This window comes from Actinoplanes sp. TBRC 11911, from assembly GCF_012933445.1.
Lineage (GTDB): Bacteria > Actinomycetota > Actinomycetes > Mycobacteriales > Micromonosporaceae > Actinoplanes.
Map to the genome: position 1 here is coordinate 186,335 of NZ_JABBNC010000006.1, position 21,009 is coordinate 207,343.

A 21,009-nucleotide genomic window follows, 5' to 3' on the forward strand; every position below is an offset into this window, starting at 1 on the left:
CCTAGTTAGGTTGATGCGCGTGCTGCCGCTGCCATCGCCCGTAGACGCCCTGTTGCTCGACGTGAACGCTCCCGCACGCCTGCGGGCACACCTCACCCTCGTCCACGACGTGGCCGCCACGCTGACCGACTGGCTGCGGTCGACGCATCCAGCGGTGGAGTTCGACCGTGCCGCGGTGCTGTTCGGTGCCGCCACCCACGACATCGGCAAGGTGGTGCACCCGTCGGAGCTGTCGGCCCCCGGGTCCGAGCATGAGCCGGCCGGCGAACGTCTGCTGCTGGCCGCCGGGGTCGAGCCGCGGTTGGCCCGGTTCGCCGCGACGCACGGGAGCTGGCACGCCCCCGGCATCACCACCGACGACATCCTGGTGAGCGTGGCCGACAAGGTCTGGAAGGCAAAACGGGTCGCCGACTTGGAGCAGTTGCTGGTGGGACGCGTGGCCGAGGCGTCGGCGGTGCCGCCTTGGCAGGCGTTCCTGGGCCTCGACGACGAGCTGACCCGCATCGCTGACTCGGCCGACGCGCGCCTGGCCTACCAGAACAGCCATTCCGTCGCATAGACACGCCCTGGCCGTACCGCCGCTGGCTCTTGATGGTGAAGCTGGAATATCCGGTTCGGCGGACACCCGGGTGGGCGAACGGGTTGAATCCGGATTCAGCAGTGCTGACCGGATCTGTTGCCCAACAGGAGTCTTCGTGCGCGCCTTGCCCATTCGCCGCCGCCGGCTTTTCGCCGGGTTCTTCGACGACCCCGCCTTGGCTGCGCCGGCCGCTGCCGGATCGGGCGACGATGGGCCGGCACTCGCAGGCGGTGCCACACCGGGCGGCGGGAACAACGTCGGCGGGCTCGGTGACGCAAGCCAGGCAAGTCGGGTCGGCGGCGCGTCGTGGGTGGCGGCTGCCGTGGCGTGGGCCGGGCGGCGGCCGTGATGAAGAAGTGGGTGGCGGGCGGGCTCGTCGTGGTGGCTGCCGGAGCCGGGGTGGCGGCGTGGGTGGTGCGCGATGAGAACGGGAAACCCGCCGCCGAGCCGGTCGCGACGGTTGCTGTTGGCACCGGGGCGGTGACCGCGGCGGTGGCTGCGACCGGGACCGTGCAGCCTGCGGCTATCCGCGCGCTGTCGTTCGCGGTTGATGCCACGGTGAAGTCGGTTGGTGTCCGGGCCGGGTCACGCGTGGCCAAGGGGGCTGTGCTGGCATTCGTCGACGATGCCGATGCCGTGGACTCGGTTGCCGAAGCCAAAGAGTCGCTGTCCGAAGCGGAGGATCGGCTCGCCGCGGCCAAATCGGCCGAGGCAAAGGCGGCTGCGGGAAAGACGGCTGCCGCCACGTCGGCTGCGGAGACTTCGATTGCCTCCACGTCGGCCGCAGCAAAGGCGGCGGCCGCGTCGGCTGCAGCAAAGGCGGCGGCCCCGTTGGCTGCAGCGAAGGCGGTGGCAGGTTTTTCGACTGCCACCGCGGCGACTGCCCACGCTGCGTCCTCGGCCTCGGAGGCTGCGCCCAACCCCCCACTCTCGGTGTCCGGGACGACGTCAACGACGGTAATTGGTGCCGCCTCCGCCGCGGGTGGCACCGGCGGGCAGGGCGGTGGGGCCGAAGCGTCGGCTGCCGGGGACGCCACCTTTGTCGCGCAGACGCAGGTCAACCAGGCGCGGTACGCGCTGGCGGAGGCGCGCGTCGCGCTCGCCGGGACCACGATCACGGCGCCCGTCGCCGGGACCGTGATGGCGGTCGCGGGCAAGGTGGGCGCGAACGTCAGCAAAGGGGCCACGTTCATCACGCTGGCCGATGCGGACGCCATGCGGGTGTCGGCGGCGTTTCCGGAGGCGGACGCCGGGAGCCTGGCGGTCGGGCAGAACGCCACCGTGACGCTGGCCGGCCGGGTGGGTGAGAAGTTCGCGGCGTCCGTGGTGCAGGTGGATCCGGTGGGGGTCGCGGACGGCACGCTGGTCACGTACGGGGTGATGCTGGTCTTCGGGAAGCAGCCGGCCGGGCTCCTCGCGGGGCAGAGCGCCGCCGTCGAGGTGACCACCGACTGGGTGGCGGAGAGTCTGCGGGTGCCCTCGACCGCGGTGCACGACGCCGGGGGTGGCAAAGGGACCGTGCGGGTGGCGGGCAGCGAGAGGCGGGTGGGCGTCGGGCTGCGCGGCGATCAGTACACGCAGATCACCTCGGGGCTGACGGCCGGCGAGCTCGTGGTCCGATCCTGGTAGCGACCGCTCGGCAGAAGCCACATCCGGATGGCCCTTTTCTGTGGCTTTTGCCCTTATCGCGCCTAAGAGGCGGTAATCATGGTGTGTGGCTCGGCTTCTCCCTAGTTTTCTCGTCAATCTCCTCCTGGCTGCGCTCGCGCTGGGCGCTGCGGGCTGGGCAACCGTGCAGGTCCGGGCGGACGGGGCGGTCACGAGCGCGGCGGCGTCCGGGGCGCGGACCGTCACCGTGGGCCGGGGGATCGTGACGGCCACGGTGTCCGCCGACGGGAGTCTGGAGCCGGTCACCAGCGCGATCGCCAACTTCGGGACGGGCGGCACGGTCACCGCGGTCTCCGTGAAGGTGGGCGACAAGGTCACCAAGGGCCAGCTGCTGGCCCAGGTCGACGCGGCGGCGGCGCAGCGAGCCCTCGATCTCGCCAAGGCGAACCGGACCGCGGCGCAGGATGCCGTGAACCGAGCGACGGGAGCCGGCACCGACGCCGCCAGGAACGAGCTGGCGACCGCCCAGATCGCCGTCGACGCGGCTCAGGCGGGTGTCGACGGCACGACGCTCACCGCTCCGATGACGGGCACGGTCACCTCGCTCAACGGCACGGTGGGGTCGTCCGTGAACACCAATGCGGCGTCGCCGGGCTTCGTGGAGATCGCCGACCTGACCCGGTTGCAGGTCGTGGCGGCGTTCGCCGAGGCGGACGCGACGCGGGTCAAGGCCGGGCAGACCGCCGCGATCACCTGGAGCGCGCTGCACGGGGCGACGGCGAACGGCGAGGTCCTCGCGGTCGATCCGTCGGCCACGACAAGCAACAGCGTGGTCTCGTACGGCGTGACGACCAGCATCGGATCGCTGCCGCCGGGGGCCCGGGCCGGCCAGTCGGTGACCGTCAGCGTGACCACCGGGACGGCCCGCAACGCGCTCATGGTGAACGCGGCCGCGGTCGCCGTCAGCGGCAGCCGGTACACGGTCGGCGTGCTCGGCGCGGGCGGAACCACCGAGACCAGAGCGGTGCGGGTCGGTGTGAAGGGCGATTCCGCGTACGAGATAACTTCCGGGCTCGCCGAGGGTGAGCAGGTCGTGGTGCCGCAGGGCGGAGGGCCGCCCTGATGCATCCGGTTCTCGAGGTACGCGCTCTGACCAAGGTGTACGGCGAGGGTGACACCCGGGTGCACGCGCTTCGCGGGGTGTCGCTCGCCGTCGAGCGAGGCCAATACGTGGCGATCATGGGCCCGTCCGGCTCCGGCAAATCCACCCTGATGAACATCCTCGGCTGCCTCGACATCCCGTCCGGCGGGTGCTACCTGCTGGACAGCGTCGACGTCAGCGGCCTTTCCGACCGGCAGCTCGCGCTCGTCCGCAACCGGCTCATCGGGTTCGTCTTCCAAGCCTTCAACCTCATTCCCCGTACGTCCGCACGGGCCAATGTCGAGCTCCCACTGGCGTACGCGGGAATCCATGCGCGGGAGCGACGGGAGCGTGCCATGCGGGCGCTCGAGCTGGTGGGGCTGGCCGATCGGGCCGACCACGAGCCGAATCAGCTCTCCGGCGGGCAGCAGCAGCGGGTCGCGGTGGCGCGTGCGCTGGTCACGCAGCCGGCGTTGATCCTGGCCGACGAGCCCACCGGCAATCTCGACAGTCACTCGACCGAGGACATCCTGACCGTGTTCGACGAGCTCAAGGCGGCCGGCCGGACCGTCGTGCTGATCACCCACGAGCCGGATGTCGGCGCGCGTGCCGACCGGCTGATCAAGCTCTTCGACGGGCAGATCCGCAGCGACGAACCGAAACGGCCGGCCGGGCGGCACGCGGAGGCGAACGCGCTGTGAACATCGCCGAGATCGTCCGGTTCGCGCTGCGCGGGGTGGCGGCGAACAAGCTGCGGTCGTCGCTGACGATGCTGGGCATCCTGATCGGGGTGGCCGCGGTGATTCTGCTGGTCGCGGTCGGGAACGGGTCGGCGAAGGCGGTCAGCGACCAGATCGCGGCGCTCGGCACGAACACGCTGACCGTCAGTTCGCGAGCCGGCGGGCTGACCATGGGGGTGGCCGACGCCCTCGTCGATCCGGTTCTCGCGCCGGACGTGAAGTCGGTGTCGCCCGTGGTGAGTGCGGCGGCCGCCGTGGCGTACGGCGGCACCTCGTACGATGTCGGCTCCTTCGTCGGGACCACGCCGGGCTATTTCGCGGCGACCAACAGCCCGGTGTCGGCGGGAGCCGTTTTCGGTGCCGACGACAATGCTCAGGGCCGCAGGGTGGTGGTCATCGGGCAGACCGTCGCCGATTCGCTCTTTCCGGGTACGGACGCGATCGGTCAGCAAGTCACGGTGGGCGGGGCGTTGTTCACCGTCACGGGCGTACTGGCGCAGAAAAGCTCTTCGGTCGGCGGCTCGGACGCCGATGACACCGCGATCGCGCCGATAACGGCCGTGCGGCAGGTGCTCACCGGGTACGGGACGCTCAGCTCGATCCTGGTCGAGGCCGCCGATTCGCCGAAGGTCGGGGCGGCGGAAGCGCAGATCACCACGATTCTCGATCGGCGGGTGCCGGCGGGATATCGGATTCGCAGCGCCGAGCAGCTTCTCGACACGCAGGCCGGGACCGCGGATACGTTCACCACGTTGCTGGGTGCGGTGGCGGCGATCAGTTTGCTGGTCGGGGGTATCGGCACCACGAACATCATGCTCGTCACGGTCACCGAGCGGACTCGTGAGATCGGGATTCGCAAAGCGCTCGGGGCGCCGCGCCGGACGATTCTGACGCAGTTCCTCATCGAGGCGACGTTGCTCAGTTTCCTCGGTGGCGGGTTGGGCGTGGCCGCGGCGCTGATCGCGGCGAGATTCAGCATTGCCGGGGTCACGCCGATCGTGGTGCCCGGTTCGGTCGCGCTGGCGCTGGGCGTTTCGGTGGTGATCGGTTTGTTCTTCGGTGGATTGCCGGCCGCGCGGGCGGCGCGACTGCGGCCGATCGACGCACTTCGCTACGAATAGGAGCGCAGTCATGAGCAAGACGCACACCGATTCGGATTCCGGCACGGACGCGGAGGCGAAGCCCGGCACAGACGCGGAGGCGAAGCCCGGCACAGACGCGGAGGCGAAGCCCGGCACGGACGCGGAGGCGAAGCCCGGCACGGACGCGGAGGCGAAGCCCGGCAGCGACGATCGCTCGGATGCCGGCGCCGGCTCGAAGCGCGACACCCAAGCCCTGCCGACCGCCGCCGCCGAGGCGGAAACGCCGCACGACGACGAGCTTCCGGCGCGGCTCCGGGCCGCCGCACCGCGGCAGTGGCGCAACCGAGCGACGCCCTGGCTGTTCGCGGCGGTGCTGCTGGCCGGTGGCTTCCTGGGCGGGGTGCAGGTACAGAAGACGTGGGGAAAGCCGGCCGCCGACTCGTCCGGCGCGAGCCAGGCCATCCCGGCACCGGCTTTCACCCCACCGGCCGGCACCGACATCCAGGAGACCACCGGCATGCTCAAATCGGTCACCACGAACGCGTTGACGATACGGACCACGGACGGCCGAACCCGTACGGTCAAAATCGCCGAATCCACCAGGATGCGGCAGAGCGTGACCATCGCGAAGCTCAAGCCCGGCCGCCCGGTCACCATCCAGGGCAGCACCGCGGCCGACGGCACCGTCACCGCGACCGCGGTCACCGTCTCCTGATCCCCCGCCGATAGGGTGGAGTGATGGCGTCGGTAAAGCAGGTCCAGGTCACCTTCGATTGCGCGGAACCCGAGCGCGTCGCCCGTTTCTGGTGCGAGGTGCTGGGTTACGTGGTGCCGGCGCCGCCCGAGGGCTTCGCCAGCTGGGACGAGTTCGAGCGGTCGCAGCCGCCGGAGCGTCAGGGTGCCGCGTTCGCCTGCATGGATCCCACCGGGGTCGGGCCGCGGCTGTTCTTCCAGCGCGTTCCCGAAGGCAAGGTCGTCAAGAACCGGGTCCATCTTGACGTACGCGTCGGCACCGGCCTCGTGGGTGACGAGCGCCTGGCCGCGCTCGAGGCGGAATGCGCGCGACTGCTGCCGCTCGGCGCGACCCGGGTGCGGCTCCTGCGTGCCGACGAGTTCAACGAGTCGTGCCTCGTGATGCAGGACGTCGAGGGCAACGAGTTCTGCCTCGACTGAGCGGCCCTATCGGCGCCGGTTACGTGGGTGGCTCTTGGCGGTCCGCTCGTTGCCGTGCTTGTAGTTTCCGGTGAGGCGGGCCATCAGCTCCTGCGGGTCGTCGCTCTCCACGTCGACGAGGAAGCGAGCCGCCGCGGCGCCGCGAAGCACGGTGGCGACGCGACCGTGGTGCAGCAGTTCGACGTCCCCGTTCTTACGGACGCGATAGGTGAACCCCTCCGGCACCGGCACCGCCGTATCGTCCCCGCCGGACGCCCCGGTACGCCACCGATTTACGCGGCCGCGCGCTCGGCGAGGTGTTTCAGGTTCAGCAGCTGACGCCGTGCCATGACGAGATCGCCGACGGACAGCCCGGCCGCGGTCAGGCGACCGGTGCGCATCACCACCTTGAGCAGCAGCCGCGTCGCGTCGTGCGCCTCGGGCACCAGCACGTACGACATGAAGCCGCCCATGATGCTCGCGGTCAGCTGCCGCCCGGGCTCGACCGAGACGATCCGGCCCAGCTTCCGCCCACCGGCCGTGGTGAACGCCTCGCCGACTTCCGGCTCGGGAAGGCCGAGCAGCTGCGGCGGTGAGCGACGGCCAAGGTTGTCGATCCAGTCGTAGGCGTACGGCGCGATCCTGATCTGCGCGACCCACGGCCACACGGCTTCCGGCGGCGCGTCGACCCGCACGCCCCGCCACACCCGCAGCTCCGGCGACGCCACCAGGTCGTCGCAGGGGTAGCGGCGCACGATGTCGCCGTCGGTCACTCCCCACCGATCCCCGATCACCCCTCCTTTTGTACGCCGGTAGGACCGCTCACGTGCGGCGGACCAGACCACGGTAGACGTCGACCGTCCACAACCCACTGTCCACAATGTGCCCGGCCATAATCCGCCGTCCACAATCGGCGTCGGCCTCAGCATCGCCGGCTTCCGCGCCTTCACGCTGGGCGTGTCCGCGTCCATCCCGCCCCCGCGTCGCCCGATTTTTCGGCTTTTTTCTGTTGTTTCAACCCACCGTTCACAACCCACCATCTACAACCCACCATCCACGAACCGGCGTCCGCGACCCGCAACCCAACGCGAGCGGCGACCCAACGCGAGCGGCGACCCAACGCGAGCGGCGACCCACAACCCGCGAACCGCAACCCGCGAGCCCCAGCCCGCGACCGACATCCGCCGCCGAGATAACCGACGAACCGCACATGCCTGCAAGTCGACGCGCGCTTCGTCCGTCCATCCCACTATGTGGAGATCCTGGCCGCATTCTGGACTTTCTTGAGACCTTGGAGACTTACGCCCATATGCGAGCCATAAGTCTCCAAGGTCTACGAAACGTCGGGGAAAGCCGCCGAATAAAGGGCGCGAAAGTGGAGAAAACACGCTCTATTGTGGACTCATGTCTCACATTGCGGACGCGCTGCCACGATGTGGGCGCCAGTTCCGTGCAATGGACGCCGATCCCACATTATGGACTCTAAGGGCAGCGGGCGCAGGCTGACGCGGCCCTGTCGGCGAAGCACGGGAATGCCCGTCGCGAGCCAAAGCGCTGCCACCCAGGCCGCCGAGCCACGAGACGACCTGGGCTGCCATCGGTAGAGCCGACCCGCAGGTGAAGCGAGTAACAAGGTCGACTGGACCGGATGGCGCAGCGGCAAGTCGATCAGCGCTGAGACCTCTGACGCGAAAGATCTCTAGCGGCCGGCCACGTCACGGCCGGGCATCCCGGCGTCGGTGTCGGTGCGGCGGCCGGCCGGGGTGGTGGCTTCCAAGCGATGACTGTGGCGGCCTGACCACGGCGGCGACCGGCGGTCCGGGTCGGCGAACCTGCACACCAGCCACGGCAGCAAGCGGCAGACCGGACCGGCCAACCTGCACACCAGCCACGGCAGCACGCGGCAGACCAGGCCAGCCAACCTGCACACCAGCCACAGCAGCACGCGGCAGACCAGGCCAGCCAACCTGCACACCAGCCACAGCAGCACGCGGCAGACCAGGCCAGCCAACCTGCACATCAAACGACGGCGGCGAGCGGCGGACCGGGTCCGCGAACCTGCGGATCAGTGACGGCTTCTCCCCCGTCGGGCGTTAGGTGAGCTTCACCCCGGCCCTGTCTATGTCGTCGGGCGCCGCGAACGGTTTCGTTGCCGCGGATCGCAGGGATCGTGGCCGGACACGTTGTCGGTCATTCCCGGGACGCTGCCGGGTCAGGCGCGTGTGGCCAATGCGGCGCGGCAGGCGGTCAGCAGGCGCTCGTCGTCTATCACCTGGCGGCTGGACCGGCCGGTGTCGGTGAGGCCGTGGCGTGCGGGTGCCGAAAGCTCTGCCCGCAGCAGCGGTGCCAGGCCTGCGGTGAGCGCGCCTCGGGCGTGGGCGACGATCTCGTTGCGTCTCGTGGGCTTGTCCTGCCAGGTGGCAGCCAGGATCGGCAGGGTACGGTCGGTGTCGCCGGTGAGCTGCCACAAGGTGATGGCCGCGTCAGGCCGCCGCTGTGGGTCGGCCAGCAGCGCGGTCACGGACGCGGTCGCGGGCTCGGCGGCCGCGCCCATGGCGGCGACGGCCCGCAAGGCGGCGTATCCGGAAGGGCCGGCGATCTGGGCGATCAGCGACGGCAGCACGTCGTCGGCGCCGGTTACAAACCACAGTGCCTCGGCGGCGGCCACCGCTAGCCCCGCGTCGTCGGCGGTCATGGCTTGTCGCAGGAGGGGTGCGGCGGGGGCGGCCGCGGGGCCGAGGCGGCCGAGTGTGCGGGCCTGCGAGTCGTCCAGCGGCTGAGACAGTAGCCACGGCAACGCGGGGGCGGACGCGGCGCCGAACGCGCCCAGCGCGGCGTGCATCCCGTGCCACTCGGGTGGCGGGCGCTCGCCCTCTTGCCGTGGGCGCAATGCCGGCAGCAGTGCGGGAACTATCGTCTCGGCCTGCGCGGGGTACCGGCTCAGCAGGTATCCGACGTTGCGCGGAAGCCGTGGGAGGCGCAGCGCGGCCAGCAGGTACGGCACGGCCCGCGGGTCGCCGAGCTCGGCCAGCGTCTCCAGCGCCGGGTTCAGACCGGGCGCGTCGTGGTACGGGATCGTCCAGGCGGGCATGCCGTCCTGCCATGGCCGGGCGTCCAGGGCGGCGAGATGCGCGGCGACCGTGTCGGCCACCGGCGCGGTCAGCGGGCCCCAGGTGCTCAGTGCCGTCGCCGCGTGGTCGGCCATGCGCGGGAACGGGTGGGTCAGGTGGGTGGCCACCAAGCGGACCAGTTCGGCGTGGTCGCCACGCCAGCGGTCGATGAGCTTGCTGGTTCCGTACAGGGCGTCGGCGGTGATGTCCTGATGCGGCGACCGGAGCAGCGTCGTCAGGATCGCGGTCCGCTCGGGGACCCGGGGGCCGAGGGCGTCGGTCAGCGAGTCGATCAGGCGGGCGGCGTGCGGGGCGCGGCGGGCCGCGTTCGCCTGCTCGGTCACGGCGCGGATCGCGCCGACCAGCGTGTCGGTGGTGAATCCGGCGGGCCGGGCCGGTGCGGCCGTCTCGGCGTAGGCCCTCTCCAGCAGCGCGGCGACCCCGCCGGCCGGAACCAGGTGAGGGTCGATGCGGGCCAGGGCGACCAGTGCGGAGACCGCGGTGGACGCGTCGGGTGCGGCGGTCGCCATGTCGAGCAGCTGGGCCGTGACGCCGGGGTCGCCGGTGCGGACGCCGAGGTGGCTCAACGCGTCCAGCAGGGCCCGGCGTACGTCCGGGTCGGTCTCGACGCCGAGTCGCGCGGCGAGCAGGTCGCCCGCGAGGGGTTCGGCGCAGATGATCAGCAGCGGGGCCAGGCCGGCCCGGAGCTGCGGATCCGGGTCGTCGACCAGGGCGCTCAGCGCGGGCAGGGCCGTCGCGATCAGCTCGCGGGCCTGCCGGGTCAGGCCGGTCATCGGGCCGTCCGAGGCGGGCGGCCACCATTCGTAGGCGCCGATGCTCGCCAGCAGCTCGGCGACGTTGCCCCGGCCGGGAAGCCCGGGCGTGGTCAACGCCTCCAGCAGGAACGGGACCGCGGCGACCGTGCAGTCGTACACGTCGCCCTGGTGGTGGACCGCGCCGTACATGGCGTCCAGCGCTTCCTCACGCACCGCGGGGTCCGGGTCGGCGAGCCCGCGGATCAGCGACGGCATCTCCTCCGCCGGCCCGTACGCGTGTTTCATGGCGGCCCAGTCGATGTCGTCCAGCCCAGCGAACATCGCGGCAGTCTAGGGCAGACTCATCGGCCGGACGTCATCGCCAGGTCATGTCGATCTGACGTTCGAAGGTGACGTAGCCGGCCCGGGCGAAAGCCGCCGCCATCGGCACGTTGCCCACGTCGGTGGCGGCCCGGATCCGCGGCACATCCTCCGCGGCCAGGATGCCGGTGCCCATGGCGAGCACCTCGTGGATGTAACCGTGGCCGCGGTGGGCCGGGAGCACCGCGAGGTACGCGATGATCGGGTGGTAGCCGTTGTGCGCGGGGATCACGAAACCGACCGGTTCGCCGTCCGGGAGCGTCGCGATCCGCCACCACGAGCGCGGGCTGGTGTAGCGCTCGAGCTCGTCGCGGTACTGCTCCTCGGCGGACTCGCGGGCGGTCATCCGGGTCAGCTCGTCACGGCTGTGCGCGTCCAGCGTGCCGTCCAGCACTAGCGTCATCAGGTCGATGAGCTCGCCAGGGTCGCCGACCGGGCGGAAGGTGAGCCGGCCGCCGGGGGCCGCGATGGGTGTGCCGGGGCGCCATTCCAGGCGGAGACGTTCGACGAAAAGCTTTGCTCCGGTACGTTCGAGCGCCGCCGTCACCGCGTTGACGGGCTGCGGCCGGTCGTGCCAGTCCGGCGGAAGGAAGCGGCGGTATTCGGGTGGCGTGGTGCCGGGCGGAAGCGCCGCGTTCAGCAGCCGGACGGCGTCGTCGGGGTCGCCGTCGAAGTCGAAGATGTCCATCAGCAGCGGTTGCTCGTCGCCGGGCTGTGACCACCATCCGGCTCGGGCCACTAAGCGGTCGCCGCGCAGGGCGACCCACAGCCATTGCGGGCGGCGGCGTCCGGCTGCCAGGTCGCCGGCTACCTCGGTGTTGAGGACGTACGGGAACTGGTTGAACAGGTCCAGCTCGTCGGGTCCGGAAAGCGGGCGCAGGACCAGGTCGTCGGGCATGGCATTCTCCAGCTCAGAGGGTCGTCGGGACGGACTCGTCGCCGGCGAAGAAGCCTCCGTCCATTGTCTGCTGTCGATGATCGCATGATGGCGACGCTCTGCGCCCGGCGGGCGCGGCAAAGGCGTAAGGGTGCGGCGGGATCGCGGCGGCAGCCGCCGGAGGCGGGGTTCTGGGTGGTGCGGTTGTGGGAGGCGGGTGGGCGTACCGGATCATCGTGGGTTTTCGGCGCGCCAGGCCAGGTAGTCGGCTACCGCGGTGCGGACGTCGAAGGCTGGGGTGAAGCCGGTGTCCTTGGTGAGGCGGGTGATGTCGAGGTACGGGCCGGGTGGGGCTGGTTCGGCCGCGGGTGGAGCGGGGGCTTGCAGGGCGGCGGCGAATTCGCGGTTGGTGGCGGGGTGGCCACTGGAGACGTTGTAGGTGTGGTGGGCGAGCGTGGGGGCGGTCATCAGGAGGGCGATGGCGCGGCCGGCGTCGGGGGCGTAGCAGCTGTCGAACGAGGCGTCGGGCAGGTGGGGGTGCTCGCCGCGGAGGACGGCGCTGATGTACGGCGGGATGTGGCAGAACGGGGACTCGGGGTCGACGAGCGGGCCCCAGACGGTGCCGATCCGGAGGACGAGCGGGTGGACGCCGCTGCCCCGCAATCCGTGTGTGGTCAAGGGTTCGGCGGATTTCTTGAAGGCTACGATGAGGTGCGGTGCCTCGGTCGTGGGGAGGGCGAGGTCTTCGTGCCAGCGGGTTTCGGGGCGTCCGGCGTAGACGAAAAGGCTGCTGGGTACGGCGAATCGGCGAACGCGTCGGTGGAGGGCGGTGTCGAGCGCGTTGAGCAGGCCGGTCGTTTCCGTGCGGAGGAAGGTGATCGAGTCGTCGGCGGGGATGCCTCCGGCTAGGTGCACGATGTCGTCGATGTCGTGGCGGTCGGCCAGGGCCAGGAAGGCGTCGCGGTCGGTGACGTCGAGAGGTTCTACGGATACGCGGCCGGTCAGGAAGGACGGGACCGCGGTGTTTCGGTGCGCGGTGACAACCACCCGGTGGCCGAGGTCGGTCAGTGCGCGGGCGGTGTGGGCGCCGATCATGCCCAAGCCACCGGTCACCAGGGTGGTCATGTCACTCTCCTTGAGTCGTACGCCCGTTGCACCGTTGCGAGGTGCGGATGCTGCGCTTGTGCTTGCCAGGCCAAGTATCCGGATTTTTGCTGTATATCCGGCGGGTTATTCGAGTCTGGGACCGCGCGAGGCGTAGTGCCGTCGATCACGCCGAACCACTCGCCTGGTCGCAGGCCTCGCCCGTCCCATTATGCGGGCGATTCCGACCACCTGCTGGAACTGTTCAGCTGTTTCTCGAGCCGCTCACGCTCCGATGAGTTGACCTTGCGCGGCGGACCTGCGCGGACCGTCGCTGTGGGGAGCCGGGACCTTCCGGTCGCGGCGGCTGCCCACACCTGGGTGGGGGTGGCTGCGGTGTGGGGAGCTGGGACCTTCCGGTCGTGGCGGGTGCCCACACCGGGGTGGGGGTGGCTGCGGTGTGGGCAACCGCAACCTCCTCGGCGTCGCGACTGCCCACACGGGGGTGGGGGTGGCTGCGGTGTGGGCAACCGCAACCTTCCCGGCGTCGCGGCTCCCCACACGGGGGTGGGGCGGCCACTGTGGGGAGCTGGGATCTGCCCGGACCTGGCGGCGTCGCCTCGCACGGGGACTCCCGGCCGACGGAACCAGCTGAACAGTTACACCTGCTGGGCTTTCTCGCGACCTTGGATACTTACGCCCATATGTGAGCCATAAGTATCCAAGGTCCACGAAACAGCGTGGAAGGCGAGCGAACAAAAGCCGTAAGAGGTGTGGAAACGGTCTCCATAGTGGACATGGATCCCACATTGCGGACCCGCTGCCACGATGTGGTCGCCAGTCCCGCACAACGGACGCAGGTCCCACATTGTGAGCCTGATCGACTGTCGACCGGGCGATTCGGGGCCCGTCGTGCGGCAATCCCGCGTCCTGGGCGCCGGTGGCAGCTGACTGTGCTGTCCGCACTGTGGCGGCGGCGATGCGGCTACGGAAGGAGTCTCGCCGAGGCAAGGCGGGGCCCGGGTGGCGGCCGCGATGCGGCTACCGACCAGCCCCGCCGACGCAAGGCGGGCCCGGGTGGCGGCCGCGATGCGGGTGCCGACCAGCCTCGCCGAGGCGGGGCCAGGCCGGGCCCGGGCGGCGGCCGCGATGCGAGTGCCGACCAGCCTCGCCGTGGCGGGGCCAGGCCGGGCCCGGGTGGCGGCGTGCCGCTGGCGCCGCCACCCGGGGGTGTCAGCAGGTGCTTGCGTCGAACGGTGCCTCGAACTGCGCCGTCGTCGTCACGCCGTTGACCGTGCCGGTCACCTTCACCGTCGCGGTGCCTGCCGGGATGGCCGCGCGCCGGGAATTGAAGGACTGGTAGGCCGACTTACCCGGTGCTACCCCGGTGACGGTCCGCGAGCCGTACGGGGTGATCAGTTCGATGGTCAGCGGCACCCCGTCGGCGTTGCGGGCGGTGACCGAGACGTACGCGTTCGCGGCGATGCACTGCGCCCGCGCCGACACCTCTACCGCGAACGTGTGCGGCGGGTCCAGCTCGCTGCGCGCCTGGTTGGCCGCGGCGACGATCGTGTCCCGCTCGGTGTCCGTGTAGAGGGGTGCCGCGGTCTGGCGCACCGCCGCGACGAAGGCCTCGTGGGTCGCGAACGGTGCCTGGTCCCACAGCAGGTCCAGGAAAGTCGGGCCGTCGGTGCCGGGTGACACGATGCCGTTGACCGGGACGTCGTAGTTCGGCAGGCCGTCGTTGCGTTTGCGGTTGGGGACCCCGGAGTCGACCGAGCCGAAGACCACGGTGGGCTCGACGCGCCGGAAGTACGACGAGGTCGCCTGGGTGTCGCTGATGTAGTACGGCCGCAGCGTGAACCCGCCGGTGGTGAAGAACGGGTCGCCGGCCGCGTTCGGGCTGCCGGGAGTGATCGCCGCCGCGGAATAGTCGCCGTCGCGCTTGAGGAACCGGTAGAGCGACAGCGACCGGTACGAGCCGCTGCCCGGGTTGCCGAGGATCTGCAGGAGCACCGGGCCCCAGAAGATGGACTGCGTGTCGGGCCGGTCGATGGCCCGCTCGATGCGGATGCTGAACGGCATCCGGATGTCGATCGTGTCCCCGCTCGTCCACGTGCGGCTCAGCGTCACATAGCTGCCCGGCGTGGCGGCGATATTCTGCGGAACACCATTGATCGAGACCTGGTAGCCACGCCGGACCCAGCCGGGGACGCGCAGCTTGATGTCCAGCGGGCCGTCGCCGCCGACCGTGAGCTTCGTGCTGTCCGAGCGCGGGAACGACGTCTCCTGGGTGATCGTGAAGCCCTTGCCGGCCCAGGTCAACGTGGACGGCAGGAACAGGTTGACCCACAGCGCCGAGCCGTCCGCCGACTTGAAGTAGATCGTCTCCTGGTACTTGGTGTGGTTCTCCATGCCGGTGCCGCCGCAGCACGTTCCGGTGTTGCCGTAGCTGCGGTTCGCGCCCGGCGTCAGCGGCTGGAAGTAGGTCACCTGCGGGTCGTTGACCGAGGTGGTGTCCGCCCGCGAGCCGGTGATCATGTTGACCAGGCCGCGCTCGTAGTAGTCCATGTACGCCGGGTCGTGCTCGTGCAGGAACAGGTTGCGGGCCAGCTTGATCAGGTTGTACGTCGTGCAGGTCTCGGCGCCGCCCTGCGCGATCGCGTTGGCGATGTTGTCGCGGTTCTGGAACAGCTCGGTGTTGTTGTTCGACCCGGGGTAGTTGCCGCCGGTGCCGCCGTGCGCGAACATCCGGTGCGGCACCACCATGCCGAAGAAGTTCTTCGCCGCGGCGAAGTACGACGCGTCGCCCGTGTGCTCAAAAACCCGCATATATCCGATGAACTGCGGCACGTGCGTGTTGGCGTGCAAGCGTTCCGGACGCCGCCGCCCCGGTCGATTCTGCGGCGTCACCACCAAAATGTCACGATTGTCCACAGAGGCCCCGAACAGCGACTCCCGGTTGTCGAACGCCTTGGCGGTGGACAGGTGCTTCGCGTCCCCGGTCAGCGCATAGATCTCCGGGAACACCTCGTTCGCCCCGCCGAACTCGCCGCCGATGTAGAGGTCCCACATGTAGTTCAGGTTGTCGCGGGTGAGCGGCGCCCCGGCCCGGGGATCCCCCACGGTCAGCGCGAGATACGCCCAGTCGGCCATCTTCACCACGACGTCGCGCGCCTGCGTGTTCCCGGTGTGGTAGTACGCGTCGAGCAACCCTCGCATGATCTTGTGCTGGGTGTACCAGGGCGCCCACGTGTTCGTGTCCAGGTTCCCGCCGTACACGGCGAAGCGGGGCGGTCCGAGCCGCAGCACCGTGTCCTCGGGAAGCGCGCCGAGGTAGCCGGGATAGACCGGCACCCAGGTGGCCGCCCCGCTGCTGGTGGCCGCCACGACCCCGGCGTCCCGGCCGTTCGGCGACGAGTCCTCCAGCGTGGTGCCACCCTCCTCGTCGAACTTGTACGCCGCGATGGTGCCGCTGCCGGTACCCGACGACAGGGCCACGATCTCGGCAGCCGACAGCGCGCGGTCGAAGATGTGGAACTCGTCGAGTGTCGCGTCCAGGAACGCGTCGCCGTACTGCGAGCGGCCGAGCCAGCGGTTGCCGGGGTTGCCGAGGTTCGACGGGTTGAGCGTCATCGCCGTGTTGGTGCCGGCCACCTCGCCGTTGACGTAGAGCGTGCCGACCGCCCCGGCCAGCGTCACCGCGAGGTGCACCCACTGGCCGACCGGCAGCGCCGCGTTGCCGTTGATCTGCTGCTCGCGCCCGGATCCGCCGGTGGTGATGGCGAACCGCGGCGTGTTGCCGGTGACCCCGGCGCGCGGCGTCAGGAACATGTTGACCGTCGTGTTCTGCCCGAAGTCGAACAGCCGGCTCCAGCTCTGCGCCGACCCCAGGTTGATCCAGGTCGCCATCGTGAAGTCGGTGAGCTGGTTGATCGTCTCCTGCGGCAGCGTGACGTACTGCGCCTTGCTGCCGCCGTTGAGCCGTAACGCGTTGCCGGACTTGCCGGCGACCCGGCCGATCTCCGGTTCCGGCTCGTCATCGCCACCGCCCGGCCCACTCGACATCCGCGCGGTGATGGCCGCCTGACAAGCCGCGAGCTCGTTGACCATCCAGTCCAGCTTGGTCTTGTACGCCGCTTCACCCTGGTCCGCGTACGCCTGTGCGAGCGCCGACAGGTAGTGCCCGGTCCAGTGCCCGCTGAGCAGTCCGCCGTCCTCCCAGCCGCCCGGCACGGCCACGCCCGCCGGGTTGGGCCGTCCCGCCTGGTTGTTGAACATCACCAGGAAGCGCCGCTCGTCGTACTGGCGCAGGAACGCCTTCATGCGGTCGCGCTTCTCCTGGAACAGGCCGTTGCCCAGCCGTACGTCGGTGAGCGGGAACGGCCGGACCGGCGCGGTAGCACCAGGCCCGATATCCGATATGTCGGAAATGTTCGGGACGGCGACGGCAGCGGGCGAAGCGGCGACGGGCCCGGCGCCGGCCGCGGACCCGACCGCCGCGCCACCCGCCGCAGCGGCGGTGAGAGCGGATGCCTGAAGGAGTTGACGTCGGTTGAATTGCACCTCGTCGGACACGGAGGCCTTTCCTTCCTGAGGGGAGGGTACGCAACTTCCGAAAACCTTTTCGGGGATGTTTCCAGCGCATCAAGGCCATGTCAACGGTCCATCTTTCCTGCTTACGGTGCGTGATCACGACGTGAGGGCGGAACGCCTCGCCGAAATGTTTTCGGGGATCCGCGCTCAGCCCGGCACGCGCGGCAAAGGCGTGACGGCACGCGGCGATCGCGGCGGCAGCCGCCGGAGGCGGGGTTCGAGGTGGTGCGGGTGGGGGCTCGGCTAAGGCGTACCGGGGCGGCCTTGGGGTTGGATGCGGTCGGCCTCGAAGAGCTGATGCAGGAGCTGGATCGCGACCGAGCCCTCGCCGACCGCGGAGGCGACGCGCTTGACCGAGCCGTGCCGGATGTCGCCGGCCGCGAGCACCCCCGGCATGCTGGTCTCCAGGAACAGCGCGCTGTTGCGGCCGGTGACCAGGAAACCCTGCTCGTCGCGGTCGATCTCGGGCGGGAGCCATTCGGTGTACGGGTGGGCGCCGATCATGATGAACAGGCCGGCGGCGTCCACCGTCTCCTCGACGCCGGACTCGCGCAGCACGAGGTGGTCGAGCACGCCGTCGCCGCCCCCGCCGACGATCTCGGTGGACGTTCGCACGTGCACGTTCGGGGTCAGCTCGACCTCGCGGATCAGGTAGTGCGACATGCCCGCGGCCAGCGAATCCGCGCGCACCACGAGGGTGACGCTCTTCGCGTACTGGGCCAGGTAGAGCGCGGCCTGCCCGGCCGAGTTGGCGCCGCCGAGCACGAACACGTCACGGCCGGCCATCGCGGGCGCCTCCGAGGTCGGGCCGCCGTAGAAGACGCCGGCGCCGTTCAACGCCTCCAGCGAGGGCACGTCCACCCGGCGGTAGCTCGCGCCCATGGTCAGCAGGACCGCCCGGGCGCGCACGGTGCCGCTGCCGGACAGGGTCAGGGCGAGCTTGTCGCCGTCGCGGCGCAGGTCGGTCGCCCGCTGCATGAACGCGAACTGGGCCCCGAAGATCCAGGCCTGGTCGTACGCGCGCTGGGCCAGCCGGCGACCGCTCACGCCGCGCGGAAAGCCCAGATAGTTGCGGATCATCGAGCTGGAGGTGGCCTGCCCGCCGACGCCGCCCTGGTCGACGACGAGCGTGCTGAAGCCCTCCGACGCACCGTAGACCGCCGCCGACAGACCCGCCGGACCGGCCCCGATGATCACGAGGTCGTAGTCGATCTTCGCGGGGTTCACCGCGGAACCGGCGGCGCGCGCGACGTCGGAGTCGCTCGGATTGGTCAGCACCTTGCCGTTCGGGAAGATCACCACCGGCAGCCGGCTGTGGTGGCCGGTGTCCTTCAGCAGGGCGCGCCCCTCGTCCGAGTCGGCCAGGCAGAACGAATGCGGCAGGGCACAGTTCGCCAGGGCCTTGCGCAGCTCGTACGCCCGTCCGGACCATTCCTCGCCGACGATGTGCACCATGTACGGCAGGGCGCGGGTCGCCTCCGCCCAGCCGAGCAGCAGGCTCGACACCTCGTGGTGGAAAGCCTCGTCCGGCGGCTCGGACGGCTCCAGCATGTAGTGGTCGATGAGCCCGCGCGCCATCGATTCGAAGATCGCCGCCCCGATCTCCGGGTTGCCCCAGTCACCCCAGGCGATCACCAGGCCGCGCTTGGCGTGCGGATGCGAGCGCCGGGCCGCCTCCAGCACCGGAATGCCGGTGATCGCGGACAGCACGGCCGCCACCTCGTCCCCGGCGACCGCCAGCTCCTCGAGCGTCGCGTACGCCTCGTCAGGCGAGGCCAGCGCGATGATCCGGTAATGGCGCTCATAGCGCTCCCGCAGCTCCCGTTCGAGATCACGCAGAGCCGCGCCGTCGTCGTGGACCGCTACTATCGCCGGCGGGTTCACCTCATTGACACTATTGTCGCAGCGTGCGGGCGCACAACGAGCCGAGGCGGCGGTGCGCGTTCAGCCGGTCGGGGGATACCGTCAGCGCTTGAAGAACGAACGCCGCTTGCGGGCGAGCAGTTGCGGCCGCCGGTTGTTGCGCGGATCCCGGTCGTCGTCGCAGAACCCCAGATCGACCATGCTGGTGAATCCCGCCGCCTTGAGATGCCGGCGCGCCGCCGCCATGTCGCAGTTGCTGTTTCCCTCGAAGCACAGCAGCTCCCCGGTCACCTGCCCGAGCAGCCGGTACAGCCGTTCCGGATCGTTGACGTGCCCCTCGATGGCCAGCGCCAGCACGATGTCGTGCACGCCGATGTCCGCCGCCGCCAGCTTGTCGAGGTCGCCCTGCTCGAAGCGCACTTTTTTGATGGCCGCGTGCGCCGCGATCTCGTTGGCGAGGTCCACCTTGTCCCGGTCATACTCGATGCCCAGCCCGTCGCGCGGCGCGAAGTTGGACAGCTGGAACAGCATCGCGCCCGCGTTCGACCCGAGGTCCAGCACCGATTTTCCGGCCACGTTGTCCGCGGTGAGCCCGAAGTGCGCCACGCGTTTCGCGGCGTCGCGCTGCGCCTCACCCGGCGCGACCGTGAACCCCGGCGTGCTGAACGCGCAGTACATCACGTTCTTCGTCCGCAGCTCGTGCCGCCCGTCCTTCTTCCGGAACGAGCCCGACGCCCCCCGCAGCCGCGTCCGGATGTCGCCGGGTGTGTGCGCCACGATGAACTCCTCCAGCTCCTCGACGCCCTTATCCCCGCTTTCCAGCACCAGCACCGGCACGTCCCGGGCCCGCAGCGCGCCGGCGGCGAGGTCCGCGAGCTCCACACCGCGCTGCACGGTCGCCCGCAGCGCCGCGTCCCCCAGCCCGTGATAGACGTTGGGGACCGTCCCCCGCCCCTTGATCCGCTCGAGAATCGTCGCCGCGTCCGCCCGCACCACGACCGCCGCCTCCGGCACCGGCACCAGCTTGAAGAAGTCCCGCCCCGCCCGCTCCGGATCCGCCGCCCGCGGCAGCAGGCTGAACGCCCGGTGCAGCAGCAGCTCGTCGTGCACGACCGGCGCGTCCAGCCCCGCCACGTACCGGGTGTCGAAGCAGGACTTCCGCAGCTTCATCAGCATCGCCAGCACCTGCGACGGCGCGACGTCCGCCTCGGCAGCGGTGTCCACACAGAGCCGCACGAACGCGCGCATGCCCGGCTCGTCCATCGCCGCCCGCAGCTCGGAGGAGCCCGGCGCGGTCTCGACGTCGGCCGGGCCGAGCCAGCCCCGCACGTTCCCCCGCGCCAGCACCGCGTCCAGGAGGGTGGTCTTCCCCACCGCCGAGGGCCCGAGCAGTTCAATCCGCATGCCCTTAAAAACGAATCCCCACCCTATCCGGTACGCCGCCGCGAGCCCCCAACCGCACCAGCCGGTCCCCCGCCTCCGGCGGCTGCCGCCGCGACCTCCCTGCACCGTTACGCCCGGTGCCGCGCCCACCGGGCGCAGCTGCCGACGGCACCCTCACCCCGCCCGTCCCCCTTCCGCCCGCCATGGCTGGACCCGGCACCTTCCGCGGCGACCCTGCGCACCGCGGCGACCCTGCGCACCGCGGCGACCCTGCGCACCGTCGCGACCCTGCGCGGGCCACCGCTGTGGGGATCCGCAACGCCCCGAACGCCGCGACCACCCACACCCCGGGCAGGCAAGCGACACTGTGGGGATCCACAACGCCCCCACCGCCACAACCACCCACACCCCGGACAGGCAAGCGACACTGTGGGGATCCACAACGCCCCCACCGCCACAACCACCCACACCCCGGACAGGCAAGCAACACTGTGGGGATCCACAACGCCCCCACCGCCACAACCACCCACACCCCGGACAGGCAAGCAACACTGTGGGGATCCGCAACGCCCCGAACGTCGCGACTGCCCACACGCGGTGGGCCCGGCCGCAGTGTGGGCGGCTGCGACCTCCCGAACCGTCGCGACCGCCCACACCT

At 70.6% G+C, this 21,009-nt stretch carries 16 protein-coding genes; 7 read left to right on the forward strand and 9 right to left on the reverse strand.

The window, feature by feature from the left end; all coding sequences use genetic code 11:
- Nucleotides 1-13: 13 nt before the first annotated feature.
- The 7 genes from HH310_RS11705 (at nt 14) to HH310_RS11735 (ending at nt 6,324) form a co-directional block, all read left to right on the forward strand.
- A complete protein-coding gene (locus tag HH310_RS11705; protein WP_248293943.1) occupies nt 14-559 on the forward strand; it encodes an HD domain-containing protein in 546 nt (181 codons plus the stop codon).
- Nucleotides 560-928: 369 nt separating this feature from the next.
- Nucleotides 929-2,209: an efflux RND transporter periplasmic adaptor subunit gene (locus HH310_RS11710; RefSeq protein ID WP_169175603.1), complete on the forward strand. Its 1,281-nt coding sequence runs from the start codon at nt 929-931 to the stop codon at nt 2,207-2,209.
- 85 nt (nt 2,210-2,294) lie between these two features.
- On the forward strand, nt 2,295-3,311 hold the full coding sequence (locus tag HH310_RS11715) for an efflux RND transporter periplasmic adaptor subunit (protein WP_169175503.1): 1,017 nt from the start codon (nt 2,295-2,297) through the stop codon (nt 3,309-3,311).
- Entirely contained in the window at nt 3,311-4,030 is a 720-nt protein-coding gene (locus HH310_RS11720) for an ABC transporter ATP-binding protein (RefSeq protein ID WP_169175504.1), read from the forward strand. Before HH310_RS11715 ends, HH310_RS11720 begins: the two co-directional genes overlap by 1 nt.
- On the forward strand, nt 4,027-5,190 hold the full coding sequence (locus HH310_RS11725; protein WP_169175505.1) for an ABC transporter permease: 1,164 nt from the start codon (nt 4,027-4,029) through the stop codon (nt 5,188-5,190). Before HH310_RS11720 ends, HH310_RS11725 begins: the two co-directional genes overlap by 4 nt.
- A 10-nt stretch (nt 5,191-5,200) precedes the next feature.
- Nucleotides 5,201-5,866, forward strand: a complete 666-nt coding sequence (locus tag HH310_RS11730) for a hypothetical protein (protein ID WP_169175506.1) — start codon at nt 5,201-5,203, stop codon at nt 5,864-5,866.
- Between the two features lie 23 nt (nt 5,867-5,889).
- The gene (locus HH310_RS11735; protein WP_169175507.1) at nt 5,890-6,324 is read left to right on the forward strand and encodes a VOC family protein; all 435 of its coding nucleotides are present in this window, start codon (nt 5,890-5,892) and stop codon (nt 6,322-6,324) included.
- A gap of 6 nt (nt 6,325-6,330) precedes the next feature.
- On the opposite strand, the gene HH310_RS11740 is transcribed toward HH310_RS11735, so the two are convergent.
- The 9 genes from HH310_RS11740 to HH310_RS11780 all read right to left on the reverse strand — a co-directional run bounded on the left by HH310_RS11740 (nt 6,331) and on the right by HH310_RS11780 (nt 20,372).
- Complete coding sequence (locus tag HH310_RS11740) at nt 6,331-6,555, reverse strand: hypothetical protein (RefSeq protein WP_169175508.1); 225 nt, start codon at nt 6,553-6,555, stop codon at nt 6,331-6,333.
- Between the two features lie 41 nt (nt 6,556-6,596).
- On the reverse strand, nt 6,597-7,097 hold the full coding sequence (locus HH310_RS11745) for a polyketide cyclase (protein WP_169175509.1): 501 nt from the start codon (nt 7,095-7,097) through the stop codon (nt 6,597-6,599).
- Between the two features lie 905 nt (nt 7,098-8,002).
- Nucleotides 8,003-8,314, reverse strand: a complete 312-nt coding sequence (locus HH310_RS11750; protein WP_169175510.1) for a hypothetical protein — start codon at nt 8,312-8,314, stop codon at nt 8,003-8,005.
- A gap of 201 nt (nt 8,315-8,515) precedes the next feature.
- Nucleotides 8,516-10,510, reverse strand: a complete 1,995-nt coding sequence (locus tag HH310_RS11755; RefSeq protein WP_169175511.1) for a hypothetical protein — start codon at nt 10,508-10,510, stop codon at nt 8,516-8,518.
- Nucleotides 10,511-10,544: 34 nt separating this feature from the next.
- A complete protein-coding gene (locus tag HH310_RS11760) occupies nt 10,545-11,447 on the reverse strand; it encodes a GNAT family N-acetyltransferase (RefSeq protein ID WP_169175512.1) in 903 nt (300 codons plus the stop codon).
- A 210-nt stretch (nt 11,448-11,657) separates the two neighbouring features.
- Nucleotides 11,658-12,551 (reverse strand): NAD(P)-dependent oxidoreductase, encoded by an 894-nt coding sequence (locus tag HH310_RS11765; protein WP_169175513.1) that lies wholly within the window; start codon nt 12,549-12,551, stop codon nt 11,658-11,660.
- 1,191 nt (nt 12,552-13,742) lie between these two features.
- Nucleotides 13,743-17,087: a beta-L-arabinofuranosidase domain-containing protein gene (locus HH310_RS11770; protein ID WP_169175514.1), complete on the reverse strand. Its 3,345-nt coding sequence runs from the start codon at nt 17,085-17,087 to the stop codon at nt 13,743-13,745.
- A gap of 261 nt (nt 17,088-17,348) precedes the next feature.
- A complete protein-coding gene (locus tag HH310_RS11775) occupies nt 17,349-18,989 on the reverse strand; it encodes an FAD-dependent oxidoreductase (protein ID WP_169175515.1) in 1,641 nt (546 codons plus the stop codon).
- An 81-nt stretch (nt 18,990-19,070) separates the two neighbouring features.
- Nucleotides 19,071-20,372: a methyltransferase domain-containing protein gene (locus tag HH310_RS11780; protein WP_169175516.1), complete on the reverse strand. Its 1,302-nt coding sequence runs from the start codon at nt 20,370-20,372 to the stop codon at nt 19,071-19,073.
- Nucleotides 20,373-21,009: the final 637 nt, after the last annotated feature.